Genomic DNA, 15,274 nt, shown 5'->3' with positions numbered 1-15,274 from the left:
AGATCATCTCCTATTTCATTTTTTTCATACGATGAAGTCTAGATATATAGTTACCAATTGCTACAAATGTTCCAAAAAATATTAAAATTGTAAAACCTTTTTTAGGATGAATTATTTGATTTAAGATATTATCGTTATCAAAAACAAAATTTAAAATTGCATCCAATAAGTTAAAGATTACTACAAATAGAATAAAGTCTTTAATACTTAAAAGTAATATTTTTTTCTTTGCTTTATTATAATCTTCAATTGAAACTTCCTCTTTTGTTAAATGTGATTTTCTAGCCGCTAATTTCATATAGACACTAACAAAGAACAGAAATATAACATTAGACATTGAAAACATCATAATTCCATTAAATGGATGAAGATAACCATATAACATAAAAAACATCGTTGCTGTAACTATATATAACCAGGTAATTACAAATGCATTATTACAAATTCTCTGCATTTCTTGTTTTCTATATTCATCTAATTGACCTGGAATACCCAAAATCATTTTCATATACTTAGTTAAAAGTGATTCTTTAATTTTCATCGTCTTCCTCCCAAAACAATCCATTCAAATTAGTACCTAAAACTTTGGCCAAACTAATACATAAGTTTAATGATGGATTATATTTATTATTTTCAATCAGATTAATAGTTTGCCTCGCTACTCCAATCTTTTGCGATAGAGCAAACTGTGATAATCCTTGTTTCTCTCGATATTCGCGAACACGATTCAAAAATAAGCCTCCTTATTTTCTGTCACATATATGTTACACATAACATAAAACTAATTTATATATTTGTCAAATATATATGACAAAATAAAACAGTAATCTTAATTAAGATTACTGTTTTTAATATATTTTATTTAACTAAGTGTAGTGGCTCTTCGCCTTTAACGATTTTAATTGAATCAATTGATGATATCATGTCCATATTTTTAACAGCTGCATCTGTATAAAAACCAATATGTGGGGTAACTATCACATTGGGCATTTTTAATAATTCTGATAAATCTTCATTTTCAAATCCTGGTTTAGATAAATCAACACCAGTAATGCCAGCTTCACCTTCAAAGGTATCAACTGCAGCAGCTGCAATTTCATTATCATTAAGTGCTGCAATTAAATCTTTTGTGTCAACAACTGGTCCACGAGAAGCGTTGATAAAAATAGCATCCTTTTTCATTTGTTTAAATCTATCAATATTCATAAAATGATGCATGAAATCAGTCATTGGTGTATGCATTGTAACGATATCAGATTTGGTTAACAAAGTATCATAATCTACATATTCAACGGTATCAAATAGTTCAGGTCGCTTAACTGGATCTGAAACAAGCACCTTGGAACCAAGTGCTTTAAAAATTCGAGCAACCGCACTCCCAATTTTTCCAGCACCAATAATACCAACTGTAAGATTATGAATCTCTCTAGCCTGTAATCCATTCCAAGCAAAATCAGCATTATCTTCACGCAAATGCGTTTCACGTAGATGACGTAATAACGACATTACATCAGCTAATACTAATTCACTCACTGAACGTGGTGAATATGCTGGAACATTGGTAATTTTAAGATCATATTTCTTAGCTGCAGCAAAATTAATAATTTCATATCCAGTAATTCGCAATGAAATTTGTTTAATCCCAAAATCATGTAATTTTTGGTAAATAATATCGTCATCAATATTGCCATGTTGTTGTACCGTAATGCCATCAAAGCCCTTTGCCAAATCTACAGTATCTACATTTAAGGGCTTATCAGTTGTACTTATTTTCACAGCATATTTTTGTTCAATTTCTTTTAAATTATCTAGTTCATCTTCTCTAATTGAGTACATCAATAATTTCATAATTAGCCTTCTTGTTTAACAAAATTTTGGATTCTTTTGATTGCCTCTTTTAAATTCTTTTCACTGGTAGCATAACTGATTCGAATATATCCAGCGCCACCTTTTCCAAATGAACTACCTGGAATTACACCTACTTTAGCTTGATGTGCCAATTGACGACTAAATGCAAAATCATCTTGAGTAAATTGTTCTGGAATTTTGGCAAAAATATAAAATGCTCCAGTGGGTTTAGCACTAACAAATCCAGCCTTTTCTAATCCAGATCGCAATAAATCTAGTCTTTTTGCATATACATCTCTCATTTTGAGACCATCATCTAAACCATTTGTTAAAGCTTCCAAAGCTGCAAATTGTACATTATCAGTAACTGATGTCACTGCGTACTGATGAACCACATTAATCATCTTAATTAGGTCTGCTGGTGCCATAATAAAACCAATTCTCCAACCAGTCATTGCATGTGATTTAGACAATCCATTCAAAACAATGGTTTGTTCTGGAATGAATTTAGCAATTGAAATGTGTGGTTCACCATAAGTTAATTCACTGTATATTTCATCACTAATACAAAAGATAGAATTATCTTTTATAACTTTTGCTAAACCTTTAAGGTTTTCTTCATCATAAGAAATTCCAGTGGGATTACCTGGTGAATTAATAACCATTGCTTTTACATTTTTATTTTCAGCTAATGTTTGTTTTAATTTTTCTGGGGTTAACATAAAGCCATCTGCAGAAGTATCAACTTCGATTACATGCGCACCATGTAATTGAATATTATCCATGTACAATGGAAAAGTTGGAGTGGGGACAATTACACTATCGCCAGGATTTAAAATCGTAGCTAAAGAATCAAAAATACCTTCAGTTACTCCAGCTGTAGTAATAATTTGAGTTTTTGCATCATAATGTAAGTCATATTTTTGGGCAAAAATTTAGAAGCAGCTTCTCTTAATTTTAAAATGCCACGTGGATTAGTGTAGTGACTGTAATTATCATTAATTGCATTGATTGCCGCATCTTTAACATGTTCAGGAGTATTAAAATCTGGTTCTCCTAAAGTTAATGGAATTAAACCCTCTTCTTTCGATAATTCTTCATTAAAACCTAAAATAGGATTAGGTTTAATTGATCGTAAATCTTTATTAATTTTTTCAATCATATAAATCACCTGCTACAATCATTAGAAAATGATTAGAATAATTATTAAAATTCTAATATTATAATTGGTCATTGTCAATATTAACAATAACCTTTCAAATTAAATTGACATATTAAAGATATGAACTATAATCTTATGTAAGGTTTTATAACAGAAGATTGATTAGGAGATGCTTGTAATGAGAATTGAAGAAGATTGTGTTGGTAAAATGGAAGTTCCTGATAAAGCGCTATATGGTATTCATGCACTTAGAGCCGTCGGTAATTTCCCTATTACTAAAGAGTTAGTCCATCCCAAAATTATTGAAAGCTACATTGAAATCAAAAAAGCAGCTGCAATCACAAATCATGGTGCCAACACCTTAGATGTAACAAAATGTAACGCAATAATTAAAGCATGCGATCAACTATTAAAATCAGGTGATCAATCTGGATTCATCACGCCTTCAATTCAAGGTGGTGCGGGAACATCTACCAATATGAACACTAACGAAGTTATTGCAAATTTGACAATGACATTGGATTCAAAAGTATTTATTCATCCCAATGATGATGTTAATCAATCACAATCTACCAATGATACTTATCCTACTGCTGGTAAAATGGCCATGTTAAAATTAATTCCTAATTTATTAAGTGAGTTAGAAAGACTAGTCGCTACTTTTACCAATTTAGGCCAAAAGTTTGCAAAGACTATTAAACTAGGTCGTACTCAATTGCAAGATGCTGTTCCTACTACATATGGTAAAAGCTTTCACGCATATGCTTCATTATTTAAACGTGATTTAAAACGTATCAAACATGCTAGTGCCGAATTAAAAACAATCAGTATGGGTGGAACTGCCATTGGAACTGGTATGAATGCTTCTAAATATTATCAAAAACACATTGTAGAAAACATTAATAAATGTTCAAAAATGAGTTTAAAATCAGATGAAGATTTAATCGACGCTGTACAAAATACTGACCACTTCGTTACATTTTCAGCAGCATTGAAAACTCTAGCCGTTGATTTATCCAAAGTAAGCAATGATTTAAGACTATTAGCCAGTGGTCCCCAATCTGGTTTGGATGAATTACGTTTACCAAAAAGACAAGCGGGGTCATCAATCATGCCTAATAAAATTAATCCTGTAATTCCAGAAGTGGTTAATCAAGTTGCCTTTGAAGTTATTGGATTTGATGCAACTGTCACCGCTGCATCTGAAGCTGGACAATTGGAATTAAACGCTTTTGAACCAATTATGTTTAAGAGTATTTTAACTGCGGAAGAACATTTAACTAACGCAACGCAAACATTAGTTGATAATTGCTTGAAAGATATTAATGTGAACGATGATAAATGTAGCGAAGATGTTAAAAAATCTGCTGTTACAGCAACTATCCTTTCTCCAATATTGGGTTATGTAAAAACAACTAAAATCATTCAAGAATCTTTAAAGAAAAATGAATCCGTCAAAAACATTCTATTGAATCATAATATTCTAGATGAGCAAAAGATAGATGAACTATTTTCACCAGAAAATTTGGTTAATGAATCCAAATAAACAAAAAGAGCAATAATTTAAAAATTATTGCTCTTTTTTTATTCAGAATATTTAGTAACTCGTTTTCTTATATAGCTTGCAATTATCATCGATAAAATACAGATTAATAAACAGGTTAAGGAACAAGCGATAAATAATGAGTGATAGGATGTCATATCAATCACAATTCCACCAACTAACGGACCAATGGCTTTACCAACTGAAGCCCACGCATTAGTTAATCCTTGGTATTTTCCTTTAACTGCAACTGGTGTTAATTCATTCACCAAAGCTGGTATTGCTGGAATAACTGAAGTTTCACCTAAAGTTAAAATAATCATTGAAATGACAAAGCCTATATATGAGTGCATAAAAATCAATGTAAAGAAAGATAGTCCTATAAAAATAATGCCAAAGTAAATTTGAAAGTATAGGCTATCATGATATTTTGCAATCCAGTTAATAATTAATTGAAATACAACTAATAAAAATGCATTCAACGTCCATAATAAACTGTACATACTCATTGGAATTCCCATTCCAGTTATATATACAGACATATTAGAAACCCATTGTTCATATACAATCCAAATAACTGCCAAACTTACAAAAAATGTCATAATAATTGCTAAATTAGGCTTAGGCAATTTCACTTTTTTAGTATCAATTTTCTTAATCGATGGATGAATTGAATTAGGTTTATTATAAGTGAAAATTGCATTAACACCATAAACAATCAAAATAATCGTCGATAATAAAAAGACTGAACTAATTCCCATTGGATATAATAATCCAACTGCCATAGTTCCAAAAACAACTCCTACATTTTGTGCTAAATACAACATATTGAAAATAAAACGCCCTGATTTCATTTTGACAGTTGTACCTAAGGAATTAATCATCGTTAAATTCCATCCAGTCGAGAAACCAAATAAGACTAGACCAATTGGGTATGCTGGCCATCCATTGAAAAAGATCAATCCAGCTGATACTACAATTGAAAATACAATTCCTAAAATGGTTAATATGTATCGATTATGACGATCAAACAATTTTCCACCAATATAATTTCCTAATACATTCGATGCTGAATATAAAAATAATATAATTCCTACTTCAGTTAAGCTGTTGCCTAAAGCATCATGCATGTAAACAGTAGTAAGTGGCCACACAGTACTGACCGCAATGTTATTAATTAAAGATCCCATAAATAACCAATGTAATTTTATTTCATTCATGTGTTCACCTTCATTTCTCTTTATTTTATTATACAAAAAATCCTTAGCTATATTGGCTAAGGATTTAATTTTTTATTCATCTTGATTATATGCAATGGATGAAAATTTATTATGCGACTTAATAAATAATAATTTAGCAGTCCCACGAGGACCAGAACGATTTTTTTCAATAATGACTTCAACTTCACCAACATCATTATTTTCCTGTTCATCCCCGTCATCTTCATCATCACCATCTTCACGTTCATAATAATCATCACGATATAAGAAAGCAACAATATCCGCATCTTGTTCAATTGAACCAGATTCACGAATATCAGATAGCACTGGGCGCTTATCTTGACGTTGTTCAACCCCACGAGAAAGTTGAGATAAAGCAATTACTGGCACTCCTAATTCCTTCGCAATTTTCTTCAATTGTCGAGAAATATAAGATACTTCTTGTTGACGATTTTCTTTATTTCCACCATCAATTAATTGTAGATAATCAACTACAATTAAACCAAGATTACCAGTATCTTTTGCCAAGCGACGTGATTTTGCACGAATTTCGGAAATTTTAGTTCCAGCTGTATCATCAATATAGATACTAGCATTCGCTAAGCTTCCCATCGCAATCATCATGTTATTCCACTCTTCATCTGATAATTGACCCGTTCTCAAATGATTGGCATCAATACTACCTTCAGCACAAATCATACGGTTAACTAATGATTCGGCACTCATTTCCAAACTGAAAATGGCAACTGTTTTGTCAGTTTTAGTTCCAACATTTTGTGCTAAATTCAATGCAAAAGCTGTTTTACCAACCGCTGGACGAGCCGCCAAAATAATTAATTCGTCTTCATGCAATCCAGTTGTCATTTTATCTAATGCTGGATAACCAGTTGAAAGACCAGTAACCTCAGTCGTACTCTCTGCTAAATCTTCAATATTGTTTAAAGCATTTTTTAATACTTCACCAATTTCTTGAAATCCAGTATCGTTACGATCTTCAGAAACGTTTAAGATTGATCTTTCTGCTTCATCTAACAAATCATCGATGTTGTCATTATTATTGTAACTTTCAGTCACAATATTAGTGGCCGTTTTAATTAGTTTTCTCGCAACTGCCTTCTTACGCACATTTTTGGCGTAATACATCGCATTTGCTGCAGTGGGAGTTGATGATGCTAAGTCAGCTAAATAAGCGACTCCACCAGCATCTTCTAATTGTTTTTGACCATCTAATTCAGAACGTAAAGTAGAAGCATCAATGGGTTGATCTTCATCAGATAAGTGAACCATTGCTGCATAAATCAATTGATGAGCACGCTGATAAAAGTCATCAGGCTCTAGATACTCCTGCGATTCAGGTAATTGATCATTATCCAGTAAAATCGCACCCAAGAGTGCCTTTTCAGCTTGAACATCTTGAGGAGGAGTTTGGGTATTTAAATAATCATTACTCATATTAATCCTCTATTTTAAATCCAGAGAACTATTTTTCACTAACATGCACACGCATAGTAGCAGTTACTTGCTTATGCAATTTAACTGGAATATTTGTGTAACCTAGTGACTTAATAGGTTCCTTTAGTTCAACCTTACGTTTATCAATCTTAAGGTTGTGCTGTTTTTGCATTTCATTAACGATTTGCTTAGATGAAACTGATCCGAATAAACGACCATCAGCACCTACTTTAGCAGATACTTCAACAACATTTTTGTCATTTTCTAATTCAGCTTTCAAATCTTTAGCTTCTGCTAATTCAGCTGCAGCTTCTTTCTTTTCAGCTTTCTTTTCACCATCTAATTGGCTCACTGCTGAGTTAGTTGCGGCTTTAGCCTTGTTACGTTTAATCAAGAAGTTTTGTGCATATCCATCAGGTACGTTTTTGATTTCTCCACGTTTACCTTTTCCGCGTACATCTTCTAAAAATATAACCTTCATACAATATCACTCCTCTTATTATTCTGCATACAATTATAAACTTAAATTAAAACTTTTTAAATTATGTTTTATTATGAATCTTCATTTTCTTCAGGAGCTTCTTCAGATTTAGCCTTTTTAATCGCTTCGTCTAACATTTGATCAACTTCGTCAATCTTCTTATCAGCAATTTGGGTAGCACCACTAGATAAGTGACCACCACCACCTAATTCTTCCATTACTCTTTGAACATTGACTTCACCATTACTTCTAGCAGAAATTCCGATTAAATCATCAGGACGGTGCGTAATAACAAATGAAGCACTAACTCCCGACATATTTAGCAATGAATCAGCTGCTTGAGCAGCAGTTACTGGATCATATACCTTATCCTGTTCACCAGAAACTACCATCATATTCTTTTCATCACTAATAAAACGTGCTAATGAAATTAAATGCATTCTAGCCATATAGCTGTCAGGATTTTCCTGCATAAATTCTTTCATTTCACTAGAATCAGCTCCAGCCGAACGAAGATAACTAGCCGCATCAAAAGTTCTGGTTCCAGTTCTTAAAGTGAATGATTGCGTATCAATAAAGATTCCCGTTAACATCGCAGTTGCTTCAAGTTTATTAATTGGTTCTGCATCTTGTGATTGATATTCAAACATTTCAGTAATTAATTCACAGGTCGATGAAGCATATGGTTCAATGTAAACCAAGACTGGATTTTCAGGGAATTCCTCACCACGTCTATGATGATCAATAATCATAACTTTATTTTCAAGACGTTCATACAACTTCGAAGAAACACTCATTGAAGGTTTAGAATGATCTACCATAATCAATAAACTATTATCAGTTGCCTTTTGTAAAGCTTCATCAGGAGTGACGATATCATCTTTAAGATTGTCATCTTCTTGAATTTTATTGATTAATCTTTGCACATCAGAATGAAAAGTACCTTCTGGAATAACAATATAACAATGTTTATTATTCATTTGCGCAAGGCGATGCATTCCCATACAAGCACCAATTGAATCCATATCTGGTTGACTATGACCTTGGACGAAGATTTGATCAGATTCTCTGAACACTTCTTGTAGTGCTTGTGAAATCATACGAGCACGCACTCTGGTACGTTTTTCCATTGGGTTAGTTTTTCCACCATAGAAACGGGCTTCATGATCTTTTGCTTTTACAACAACTTGATCACCACCACGGCCTAGTGCCAAGTCTAAGTCACTTTGAGCTTGTTCAGCCAATTCGTTTAAATTATCTTCACCATAAGCAATCCCAATACTTAAAGTTAATGGGAAATTTTGCTTAGATGTTGATTCACGAATAGTGTCCAAAATATTAAATTTATCGGCTTCAATATCTTTCAATATTTTAGAATAGGTAAACATAATATAGTGATCTTCATCAACTTGTTTAATGAAGAAACCAAATTTTTGCGCCCAAATATTCAATTCATTAGTAACGTAATTGTTCAAATTAGATATTTCTTGATCACTCATGGATTGAGTAATTTCATCATAGTTATCCAAAAAGACTTGCCCAATAGAAATTTTCTCATCACTATAGTCTTTTTCAATTTGATAATATCTAGTGATATCAATCATATAAGCAGTACGATATTCTTTTTGAATTAACAAAGTGAAATAATGATCTTGCCACTTAACAGTTGCATTATCTGGATTATTCCAATTATTTGTTAAAATATCATTTAATTCTGGATTAGTTTCTTCCAGATTAGTCCCTAATAGGTCTTGGTCACCAAAGTATGGCATTAGATAAGGATTAACCCATTCAATTGCACCATTTTCGCTAACAATGATGACTCCAACTGGCATTTCCAACAATGCTTCTTGGTCTCCACGATTAATTCGATATGATAAATCAGAAATATAGTTTTCAGTACTTTCACTTAAATCGTTCATCTTTTTAAATATGTAAGATAGAAGTGCACAGACAGCAACTAAGAATCCAATTCCAACAATATAATTGTATAAAAATGAGACTACCAAACTAAAAATTGATAATAAAGTTAAAGCTAACGTAATCCATCTTAAAATCTTATTTTTAAGGAAAGGTGGTAAGTTAGTAAATGAAAACAATTTTTTCATTGTAACTCCTCTTTTACACTGTTTTTGTATTTCTATTTTATCACAAAAATTATGTAATAAAAAAACTGAGATAACCAGAAGTTATCTCAGTAAAAATATAATTTTTATGCATTTTCAGTAACAAATGGCATTAAGCCCATGATACGAGCACGTTTAATAGCTAAAGTAACACGACGTTGGTTCTTAGCACTTGTTCCAGTAACACGACGTGGTAAAATCTTACCTCTTTCTGAAACAAAACGTCCTAACAATGCGATATCTTTGTAATCGATGTAATCGATGTGGTTGGCTGCGATAAAGTCAACCTTGCGACGACGACGGCCGCCACCTCTTCTTTGTTGTGGCATTAAAATTCCCTCCCCTATTATCTACTCATTAAAATGGTAAATCATCATCGGAAATATCAATTTGATCGCCAGAATTAGCAAATGGATCAGATGAATTATTATTGTTATTCATGCCATTTCCATTGTTTCCACCATTATTTGATGAATTGTTATTTTGGTTTTCAAAAGGATTATTATTTCCTGAATTATTTTGAGGAGCACCATTGTTGTTGCCACCTTTGTTTGCAGAACGTGGTTCTAACAAAGCAAAGTTTTCAACAACTACTTCAGTAACATAAACTCTTTGACCTTGTTGATTTTCGTAATTTCTTGTTTGAAGACGACCATCAATTCCAACCAAAGCACCTTTATGAGTGAAGTTAGCAAAGTTTTCAGCAGCTTTACGCCAGATAACACAGTTAATAAAATCTGCTTCTCTTTCACCATTTTGGTTAGTAAATCTACGATCAACAGCTAAGGTAAAATTACCCACGGCAGCACCGTTTGGAGTGTATCGCAAATCAACGTCCCGTGTTAATCTACCCGTTAAAGTTGTACGATTAATCATGCTGAAAGTACTCCTCTCTTTTTAAAAAACAATAAAGTTCTAAATTATCTTCTTACGATCATGTGACGTAAAATGTCGTCACTGTATTTTGATTGACGATCAAATTCGTCTAATGCTGTTTTTTCAGCAGTAGTTAAGTTAATAACGTGGTATACACCTTCGTTATAACCACCGATTTCGAATGCGAAACGGCGTTTTGACCAGTCTTTTGAGTCAATTAACTTAGCACCATTGTCAGTTAAAACCTTGTCGAAACGAGCAACTAAATCATTTTTAGCGCCTTCTTCTAGATCTGGACGAATAATGTAAGTAATTTCATATTTATGTTCTTCCATGAATTACACCTCCTTGTGGACTTTAGACCCTCTTAATTGAGAGTAAGGAGTATAAGTTTTATAACTAATACTCACGTTCAATTAGTTTACCATCAAAAATAATTTTATTCAATACAATACGGGAAATTGTTTACGATACATATATATAATACGAAGATATAAAATATTATTTTTAAATTTTAGAATTAAAAATGACTAAAGGTCATGATTTCAGGTGATCTATTTAATAGTAAATGACCTTTACCATTTTTAGTAAACGCTAATCCTTCAAACTCACGACGAGTTAAAAATTTGGTGTCACGGATATCATGATTCTTCAAATGCCCCAACTTATTAACTGGAGCTGATAAAATTCCGCCATCAGAAACAAAGTATAAACGATTATTTCTAGGATTATATGATAACGACTGGGTTAAATATCCTGGTGCGTGGCGAATCCCCTGCATAATCATTTTAAAATGAACCTTGTGATGTGAAATATAGCCCTTACTAATTCTTAATGTGCCATTTTTAATGGCACCATTACCACTAGTTCTAGTATAGGTATATAGATTACCACGTTTATCAAACGCTAGTTCATTACTCAATGAATAGGCTTTGCTATAATGAAATTTAATAATCTGGACTGGCTTTAAAGTCTTCATGCTTAATTCTTCTAATTTAGCATGTTTATTCATAGTCCCCATGTTAATAAACCATAGGCGATGAGTTTTATAATTATAGCTAAGTGATTGACCGTGCCCGTTTTCAATAATGGGTCCAAATTTAACTGCTGCTTTAATCTGCTTTTCACTTAAAATAGGATGCTTAAAATTAACGCCCATTTTATGTAACTTAAACAAGTTATATCTAACAACTTCTCTAGGATACATTACAAAGGCAAATTTTCCATTAGGTGTAATCACTAAACTTTGTGGATTCCAACGACGATGTTTAGAGTTCCTTCTGGCACTAGTTAAAAAGAATAAAGTTTTAGCATAAGTGCGATAGTTCCCACCATAAGACTTAATATGATTATGTGTACGACGATATCCTCGATGATAATGTTTATGGTAGTCTTTGCGGGTATAGTTATGATTATGTACATATTTAAATTTAGAAACTTTAAATTTTTTAAGTGCTATACCATGTTGATTATAAACTTTAACTTTAGCGTTAGTACTAATAGAAACCGTTATCAAGCAAATTGCTAATATGAAAATTGGTATAAAAAACTTTTGCTTAAAAGTATGCATTATTTTATTCCTTCAAATATATATTTATTTTTTAATTACATTATTATATTATAAATTCAAATTAATCAAAATTAAATAATCATATTATAATTTTATAAAAATCAAGATAAAAGGAGCAATAATAAATGAATGTAGAGGAAAAAGTGTTCAATTTTCTCAATAATAATGGTATAGATTATAAATTAATCCATCATAAACCAGTATATACAATTGAAGATATTGATTTTGATTTTAAAGGCAGTAAAGTCAAAAACTTATTAATTAAACATCAAAAAAATTATTATTTGTTAATAATTGATGATGAGCATAGAGCTGACACCAAGCTAATATCTAAACAAATCGATGAAAATAGAATTTCATTTGCAACACCTGCAGAATTATTTGAATTAATGAACCTACGTCCGGGTTCAGTTAATCCATTTGGATTATTAAATGATAAAGATAACCAAATTACAATTTTAATTGATAAACATATTAGTAAAGAAAAATCAATTGGATTCCATCCAAACATAAACAATCAAACTATTATTATTTCATTTGATGATTTTCTTAAATCAATAAGTAAAATTGGACATAATTATAAATTTGTTGATGCTTATTAAAATTTTAATTGATTTAACCATTTAATGGTTTCAGGATTTGAATGATCTAAGAATAAGCTTTTATTCAAATCTAAATCACTAATTTTGTTCATTTCATCTTCAGTTAATTCAAAATCCCAGATATCAATATTTTCTTTCATACGTTCAACATGGGTAGATTTTGGAATTATTACAACTCCACTTTGTGCCAAGAATTTCAAAGCAACTTGAGCAGCAGACTTTGCATATTTTTCACCAATTGAATTTAATACTTCATTGCTGAACAAATTATTTTTACCTTCTGCAAATGGTGCCCATGATTCGATTTGAGTGTCATTTTCATTCATATATTTTCTTAATGTCTTTTGTTGATTGAAAACATGAGTTTCAACTTGGTTCACTGCTGGTTTAACTTCGTTATTCATAATGAAGTCTACATACTTAGCAGGATCCATATTTGAAACACCAATTGCTCTAATTTTACCGTCATTATATAACTTTTCTAGAGCACGATAAGCACTATAGTAATCAGCAACTGGTTGATGAATTAATACCAAATCAAGATAATCGGTCTTTAATTTTTTCAATGATTCATTTACTGTTTCTAAAGTTTTTTCATAACCAAAATTACTTATCCATACTTTTGTAGTAATAAAAATGTCTTTTCTATCAACATCACTTTCAGCGATTGCATCACCAACTGCATCTTCATTTTGATAGCCTTGAGCAGTATCAATTGCACGATATCCAACTGATAAAGCATCTTTAACTGCTTGTTTACATTGTTCATAATCGGGTACTTGGTAAACACCAAAACCTTCTTGAGGCATTAAAACACCATTATTTAATTTTACATTAGGAATTTTTACCATAAATATTACCTCCTCATTAATGTTGTCATATCATAGCACCTTCATGTAACATGAAGGCAAGTAATAAGGAGTGATTTTTTTGGAAATTAAAACTGCTGCTAAAAAAGTTGGCTTAAATGAAAACACTGTCAGATATTATTGCGATAATGGATTAGTTCCCAGCGTTCAAAGAGATAAAAATAATCATCGTATTTTTGATCAAGAAGCTATTAATTGGTTGGTGGGTGATAAAAGAATGCGTGAAGCTGGTATGTCAATCGACGATTTAAAAAAATATGTAGACCTATGTTTAAAAGGCCAATCAACAATTAAGGAACGTTATCAAATAATTGAAAATTTGAAAGTTAAAGCCCAAAGACAGTTAGAAGAGGCTCAAAAACGGGTTCAATATTTGTCTAAAAAATCAGATATTTATAAAAAAGGATTAAATAATAAAAATGAAGATATTTTAAATCCTAAAAAATGGTAATAAAAAAGACGATTCAAATGAATCGTCTTTTTTCATTAATAACTGATTGCTCTATTGTGATCATGACTTCTATGAATATTTATCTGTTTAATATTCATACCAGTTCTTTTACCCAACCATGGATCATTATAATATAATTGTTTTTTATTAAAACCAGTCATAGTTACTGCATGATTAGGAAAGCCATCAGCATTAGCTATCCAAATAACAATAGGATGATTATTTTGTTTTAAATAATGTTTTAAATAATTTGTACTTTTACCAGTTAGATTGACACTACTGTCAGCATAACGATGAACTAATTTCATTAATGCTGGTGGATAAATATACCAACCTGATTTGGAATAAGGACTGCCCACAAAACCTTTATTAGGATTAGAGTTACGAGGCATTTTATTAGCAAAAAAAGTTTTAGAGTATTTCTTACCAGTAGCGTAATTAATCATCATTGTCACAGCCGTAATTTCACAACCCGTTGGTAACTGTGGACGTTGGCTAATCAGTGGGACATTATTTAATTTAAAAGATGAGTAATCTAAAGCAGAATTGTTAATCCAGCCTTCATCTTTTCCATTATGTATAATATGAGCATATTTACCTAATTTAGTATTCTCAAATTCAATTACATGAACCCATGCTTTAAGTAAATTTTTACTATTTTTGTAGCTTTTAATACTTTTTTTATTTGTATTATAACCACCGCCTATATAAAGACTGCGATTTTTTTTAACAATCGTATTAAAGTTAGTCTTTTTTGTACTTAAAATTCTAAAATAATGATGTTTCTTTACCTTTTTAGTTCGATTATCAGGAATACGTTTATCTGTATTTTGATTATTATCTGTGGAATTACTAATGCTCTTGTCATCATTATTATTGTTTGAATCATTAGTATTATTTCCAGAAGATTGATTACTATCAGTAACATTATTTTGTGAATCATTCTGATTATTAGTAACTGGTGAGGTTACGGTATCCGCTTTTATATCAATAGATTGAATAGAAATTGCAATGATAGCAATTATTGGAAGGATAAAAAGGATTCTCAAATTTTTTCGTTTCATATAATTTACT

At 31.3% G+C, this 15,274-nt stretch carries 16 protein-coding genes and 1 pseudogene; 3 read left to right on the top strand and 14 right to left on the bottom strand.

The annotated features are described in order from the left end of the window. Positions 1 to 10: 10 nt before the first annotated feature. From C7N41_RS03690 to C7N41_RS03675, 4 genes and pseudogenes are all read right to left on the bottom strand, one after another. Positions 11 to 541 (bottom strand): DUF3278 domain-containing protein, encoded by a 531-nt coding sequence (locus tag C7N41_RS03690; RefSeq protein WP_157944963.1) that lies wholly within the window; start codon positions 539 to 541, stop codon positions 11 to 13. Then, entirely contained in the window at positions 531 to 731 is a 201-nt protein-coding gene (locus tag C7N41_RS03685; protein ID WP_105964378.1) for a helix-turn-helix transcriptional regulator, read from the bottom strand. The genes C7N41_RS03690 and C7N41_RS03685 overlap by 11 nt, the downstream gene beginning before the upstream one ends. 127 nt (positions 732 to 858) lie before the next feature. Further along, the gene (locus tag C7N41_RS03680; protein WP_404799011.1) at positions 859 to 1,851 is read right to left on the bottom strand and encodes a D-2-hydroxyacid dehydrogenase; all 993 of its coding nucleotides are present in this window, start codon (positions 1,849 to 1,851) and stop codon (positions 859 to 861) included. Further along, positions 1,851 to 3,010, bottom strand: a pseudogene (locus C7N41_RS03675) (aminotransferase class I/II-fold pyridoxal phosphate-dependent enzyme). The gene C7N41_RS03680 and the pseudogene C7N41_RS03675 overlap by 1 nt, the downstream one beginning before the upstream one ends. A 178-nt stretch (positions 3,011 to 3,188) precedes the next feature. Between C7N41_RS03675 and C7N41_RS03670 the strand changes: the two are divergent. Further along, positions 3,189 to 4,556, top strand: coding sequence for an aspartate ammonia-lyase (locus C7N41_RS03670; RefSeq protein WP_105964376.1), 1,368 nt, complete (start codon positions 3,189 to 3,191; stop codon positions 4,554 to 4,556). Between the two features lie 38 nt (positions 4,557 to 4,594). Here the strand turns inward: C7N41_RS03670 and C7N41_RS03665 are convergent, their stop codons facing one another. From C7N41_RS03665 to C7N41_RS03630, 8 genes are all read right to left on the bottom strand, one after another. Then, the gene (locus tag C7N41_RS03665; protein WP_105964375.1) at positions 4,595 to 5,773 is read right to left on the bottom strand and encodes an MDR family MFS transporter; all 1,179 of its coding nucleotides are present in this window, start codon (positions 5,771 to 5,773) and stop codon (positions 4,595 to 4,597) included. Between the two features lie 72 nt (positions 5,774 to 5,845). Continuing rightward, entirely contained in the window at positions 5,846 to 7,225 is a 1,380-nt protein-coding gene (dnaB, locus tag C7N41_RS03660) for a replicative DNA helicase (protein WP_105964374.1), read from the bottom strand. Positions 7,226 to 7,253: 28 nt separating this feature from the next. Further along, positions 7,254 to 7,706 carry a 50S ribosomal protein L9 gene (gene rplI / locus C7N41_RS03655; protein WP_105964373.1) on the bottom strand — a complete coding sequence of 151 codons (453 nt, stop codon included), beginning with the start codon at positions 7,704 to 7,706 and terminating at the stop codon, positions 7,254 to 7,256. 71 nt (positions 7,707 to 7,777) lie between these two features. Continuing rightward, the gene (locus tag C7N41_RS03650) at positions 7,778 to 9,814 is read right to left on the bottom strand and encodes a DHH family phosphoesterase (protein ID WP_105964372.1); all 2,037 of its coding nucleotides are present in this window, start codon (positions 9,812 to 9,814) and stop codon (positions 7,778 to 7,780) included. 104 nt (positions 9,815 to 9,918) lie between these two features. Further along, the gene (rpsR, locus tag C7N41_RS03645) at positions 9,919 to 10,161 is read right to left on the bottom strand and encodes a 30S ribosomal protein S18 (protein ID WP_105956937.1); all 243 of its coding nucleotides are present in this window, start codon (positions 10,159 to 10,161) and stop codon (positions 9,919 to 9,921) included. Positions 10,162 to 10,189: 28 nt separating this feature from the next. Then, positions 10,190 to 10,708, bottom strand: a complete 519-nt coding sequence (ssb, locus tag C7N41_RS03640) for a single-stranded DNA-binding protein (protein ID WP_105964371.1) — start codon at positions 10,706 to 10,708, stop codon at positions 10,190 to 10,192. Positions 10,709 to 10,752: 44 nt separating this feature from the next. Continuing rightward, positions 10,753 to 11,043 (bottom strand): 30S ribosomal protein S6, encoded by a 291-nt coding sequence (rpsF, locus tag C7N41_RS03635; RefSeq protein ID WP_105956935.1) that lies wholly within the window; start codon positions 11,041 to 11,043, stop codon positions 10,753 to 10,755. A gap of 185 nt (positions 11,044 to 11,228) precedes the next feature. Beyond that, the gene (locus C7N41_RS03630; protein ID WP_105964370.1) at positions 11,229 to 12,278 is read right to left on the bottom strand and encodes a hypothetical protein; all 1,050 of its coding nucleotides are present in this window, start codon (positions 12,276 to 12,278) and stop codon (positions 11,229 to 11,231) included. A gap of 125 nt (positions 12,279 to 12,403) precedes the next feature. Here C7N41_RS03630 and C7N41_RS03625 point away from each other — a divergent pair, with 125 nt between their 5' ends. Further along, positions 12,404 to 12,880, top strand: a complete 477-nt coding sequence (locus tag C7N41_RS03625; RefSeq protein ID WP_105964369.1) for a prolyl-tRNA synthetase associated domain-containing protein — start codon at positions 12,404 to 12,406, stop codon at positions 12,878 to 12,880. Here C7N41_RS03625 and C7N41_RS03620 read toward each other — a convergent pair. Beyond that, positions 12,877 to 13,722: an aldo/keto reductase gene (locus C7N41_RS03620; protein ID WP_105964452.1), complete on the bottom strand. Its 846-nt coding sequence runs from the start codon at positions 13,720 to 13,722 to the stop codon at positions 12,877 to 12,879. The genes C7N41_RS03625 and C7N41_RS03620 overlap by 4 nt on opposite strands. A 79-nt stretch (positions 13,723 to 13,801) precedes the next feature. Between C7N41_RS03620 and C7N41_RS03615 the strand changes: the two genes are divergently transcribed. Beyond that, a complete protein-coding gene (locus C7N41_RS03615; protein ID WP_105964368.1) occupies positions 13,802 to 14,200 on the top strand; it encodes a MerR family transcriptional regulator in 399 nt (132 codons plus the stop codon). Positions 14,201 to 14,235: 35 nt separating this feature from the next. Here the strand turns inward: C7N41_RS03615 and C7N41_RS03610 are convergent, their stop codons facing one another. Continuing rightward, positions 14,236 to 15,264 carry a C39 family peptidase gene (locus C7N41_RS03610; protein WP_105964367.1) on the bottom strand — a complete coding sequence of 343 codons (1,029 nt, stop codon included), beginning with the start codon at positions 15,262 to 15,264 and terminating at the stop codon, positions 14,236 to 14,238. Positions 15,265 to 15,274: the final 10 nt, after the last annotated feature.

Origin of the sequence: Apilactobacillus micheneri, assembly GCF_002993975.1 — a bacterium.
Taxonomy (GTDB): Bacteria; Bacillota; Bacilli; order Lactobacillales; family Lactobacillaceae; genus Apilactobacillus; species Apilactobacillus micheneri.
The sequence above is the reverse complement of the archived record's forward strand: the minus strand, read 5'-3'. Positions and strand labels throughout refer to the sequence as shown.

What these genes read in the sequence shown, in the direction of transcription:
- C7N41_RS03690 (WP_157944963.1), bottom strand. Translation starts at nt 541, where the DNA reads ATGAAAATTAAAGAATCACTTTTAACTAAGTATATGAAAATGATTTTG.
- C7N41_RS03670 (WP_105964376.1), top strand. Translation starts at nt 3,189, where the DNA reads ATGAGAATTGAAGAAGATTGTGTTGGTAAAATGGAAGTTCCTGATAAA.
- C7N41_RS03665 (WP_105964375.1), bottom strand. Translation starts at nt 5,773, where the DNA reads ATGAATGAAATAAAATTACATTGGTTATTTATGGGATCTTTAATTAAT.
- dnaB (WP_105964374.1), bottom strand. Translation starts at nt 7,225, where the DNA reads ATGAGTAATGATTATTTAAATACCCAAACTCCTCCTCAAGATGTTCAA.
- rplI (WP_105964373.1), bottom strand. Translation starts at nt 7,706, where the DNA reads ATGAAGGTTATATTTTTAGAAGATGTACGCGGAAAAGGTAAACGTGGA.
- C7N41_RS03650 (WP_105964372.1), bottom strand. Translation starts at nt 9,814, where the DNA reads ATGAAAAAATTGTTTTCATTTACTAACTTACCACCTTTCCTTAAAAAT.
- rpsR (WP_105956937.1), bottom strand. Translation starts at nt 10,161, where the DNA reads ATGCCACAACAAAGAAGAGGTGGCGGCCGTCGTCGTCGCAAGGTTGAC.
- ssb (WP_105964371.1), bottom strand. Translation starts at nt 10,708, where the DNA reads ATGATTAATCGTACAACTTTAACGGGTAGATTAACACGGGACGTTGAT.
- rpsF (WP_105956935.1), bottom strand. Translation starts at nt 11,043, where the DNA reads ATGGAAGAACATAAATATGAAATTACTTACATTATTCGTCCAGATCTA.
- C7N41_RS03630 (WP_105964370.1), bottom strand. Translation starts at nt 12,278, where the DNA reads ATGCATACTTTTAAGCAAAAGTTTTTTATACCAATTTTCATATTAGCA.
- C7N41_RS03625 (WP_105964369.1), top strand. Translation starts at nt 12,404, where the DNA reads ATGAATGTAGAGGAAAAAGTGTTCAATTTTCTCAATAATAATGGTATA.
- C7N41_RS03610 (WP_105964367.1), bottom strand. Translation starts at nt 15,264, where the DNA reads ATGAAACGAAAAAATTTGAGAATCCTTTTTATCCTTCCAATAATTGCT.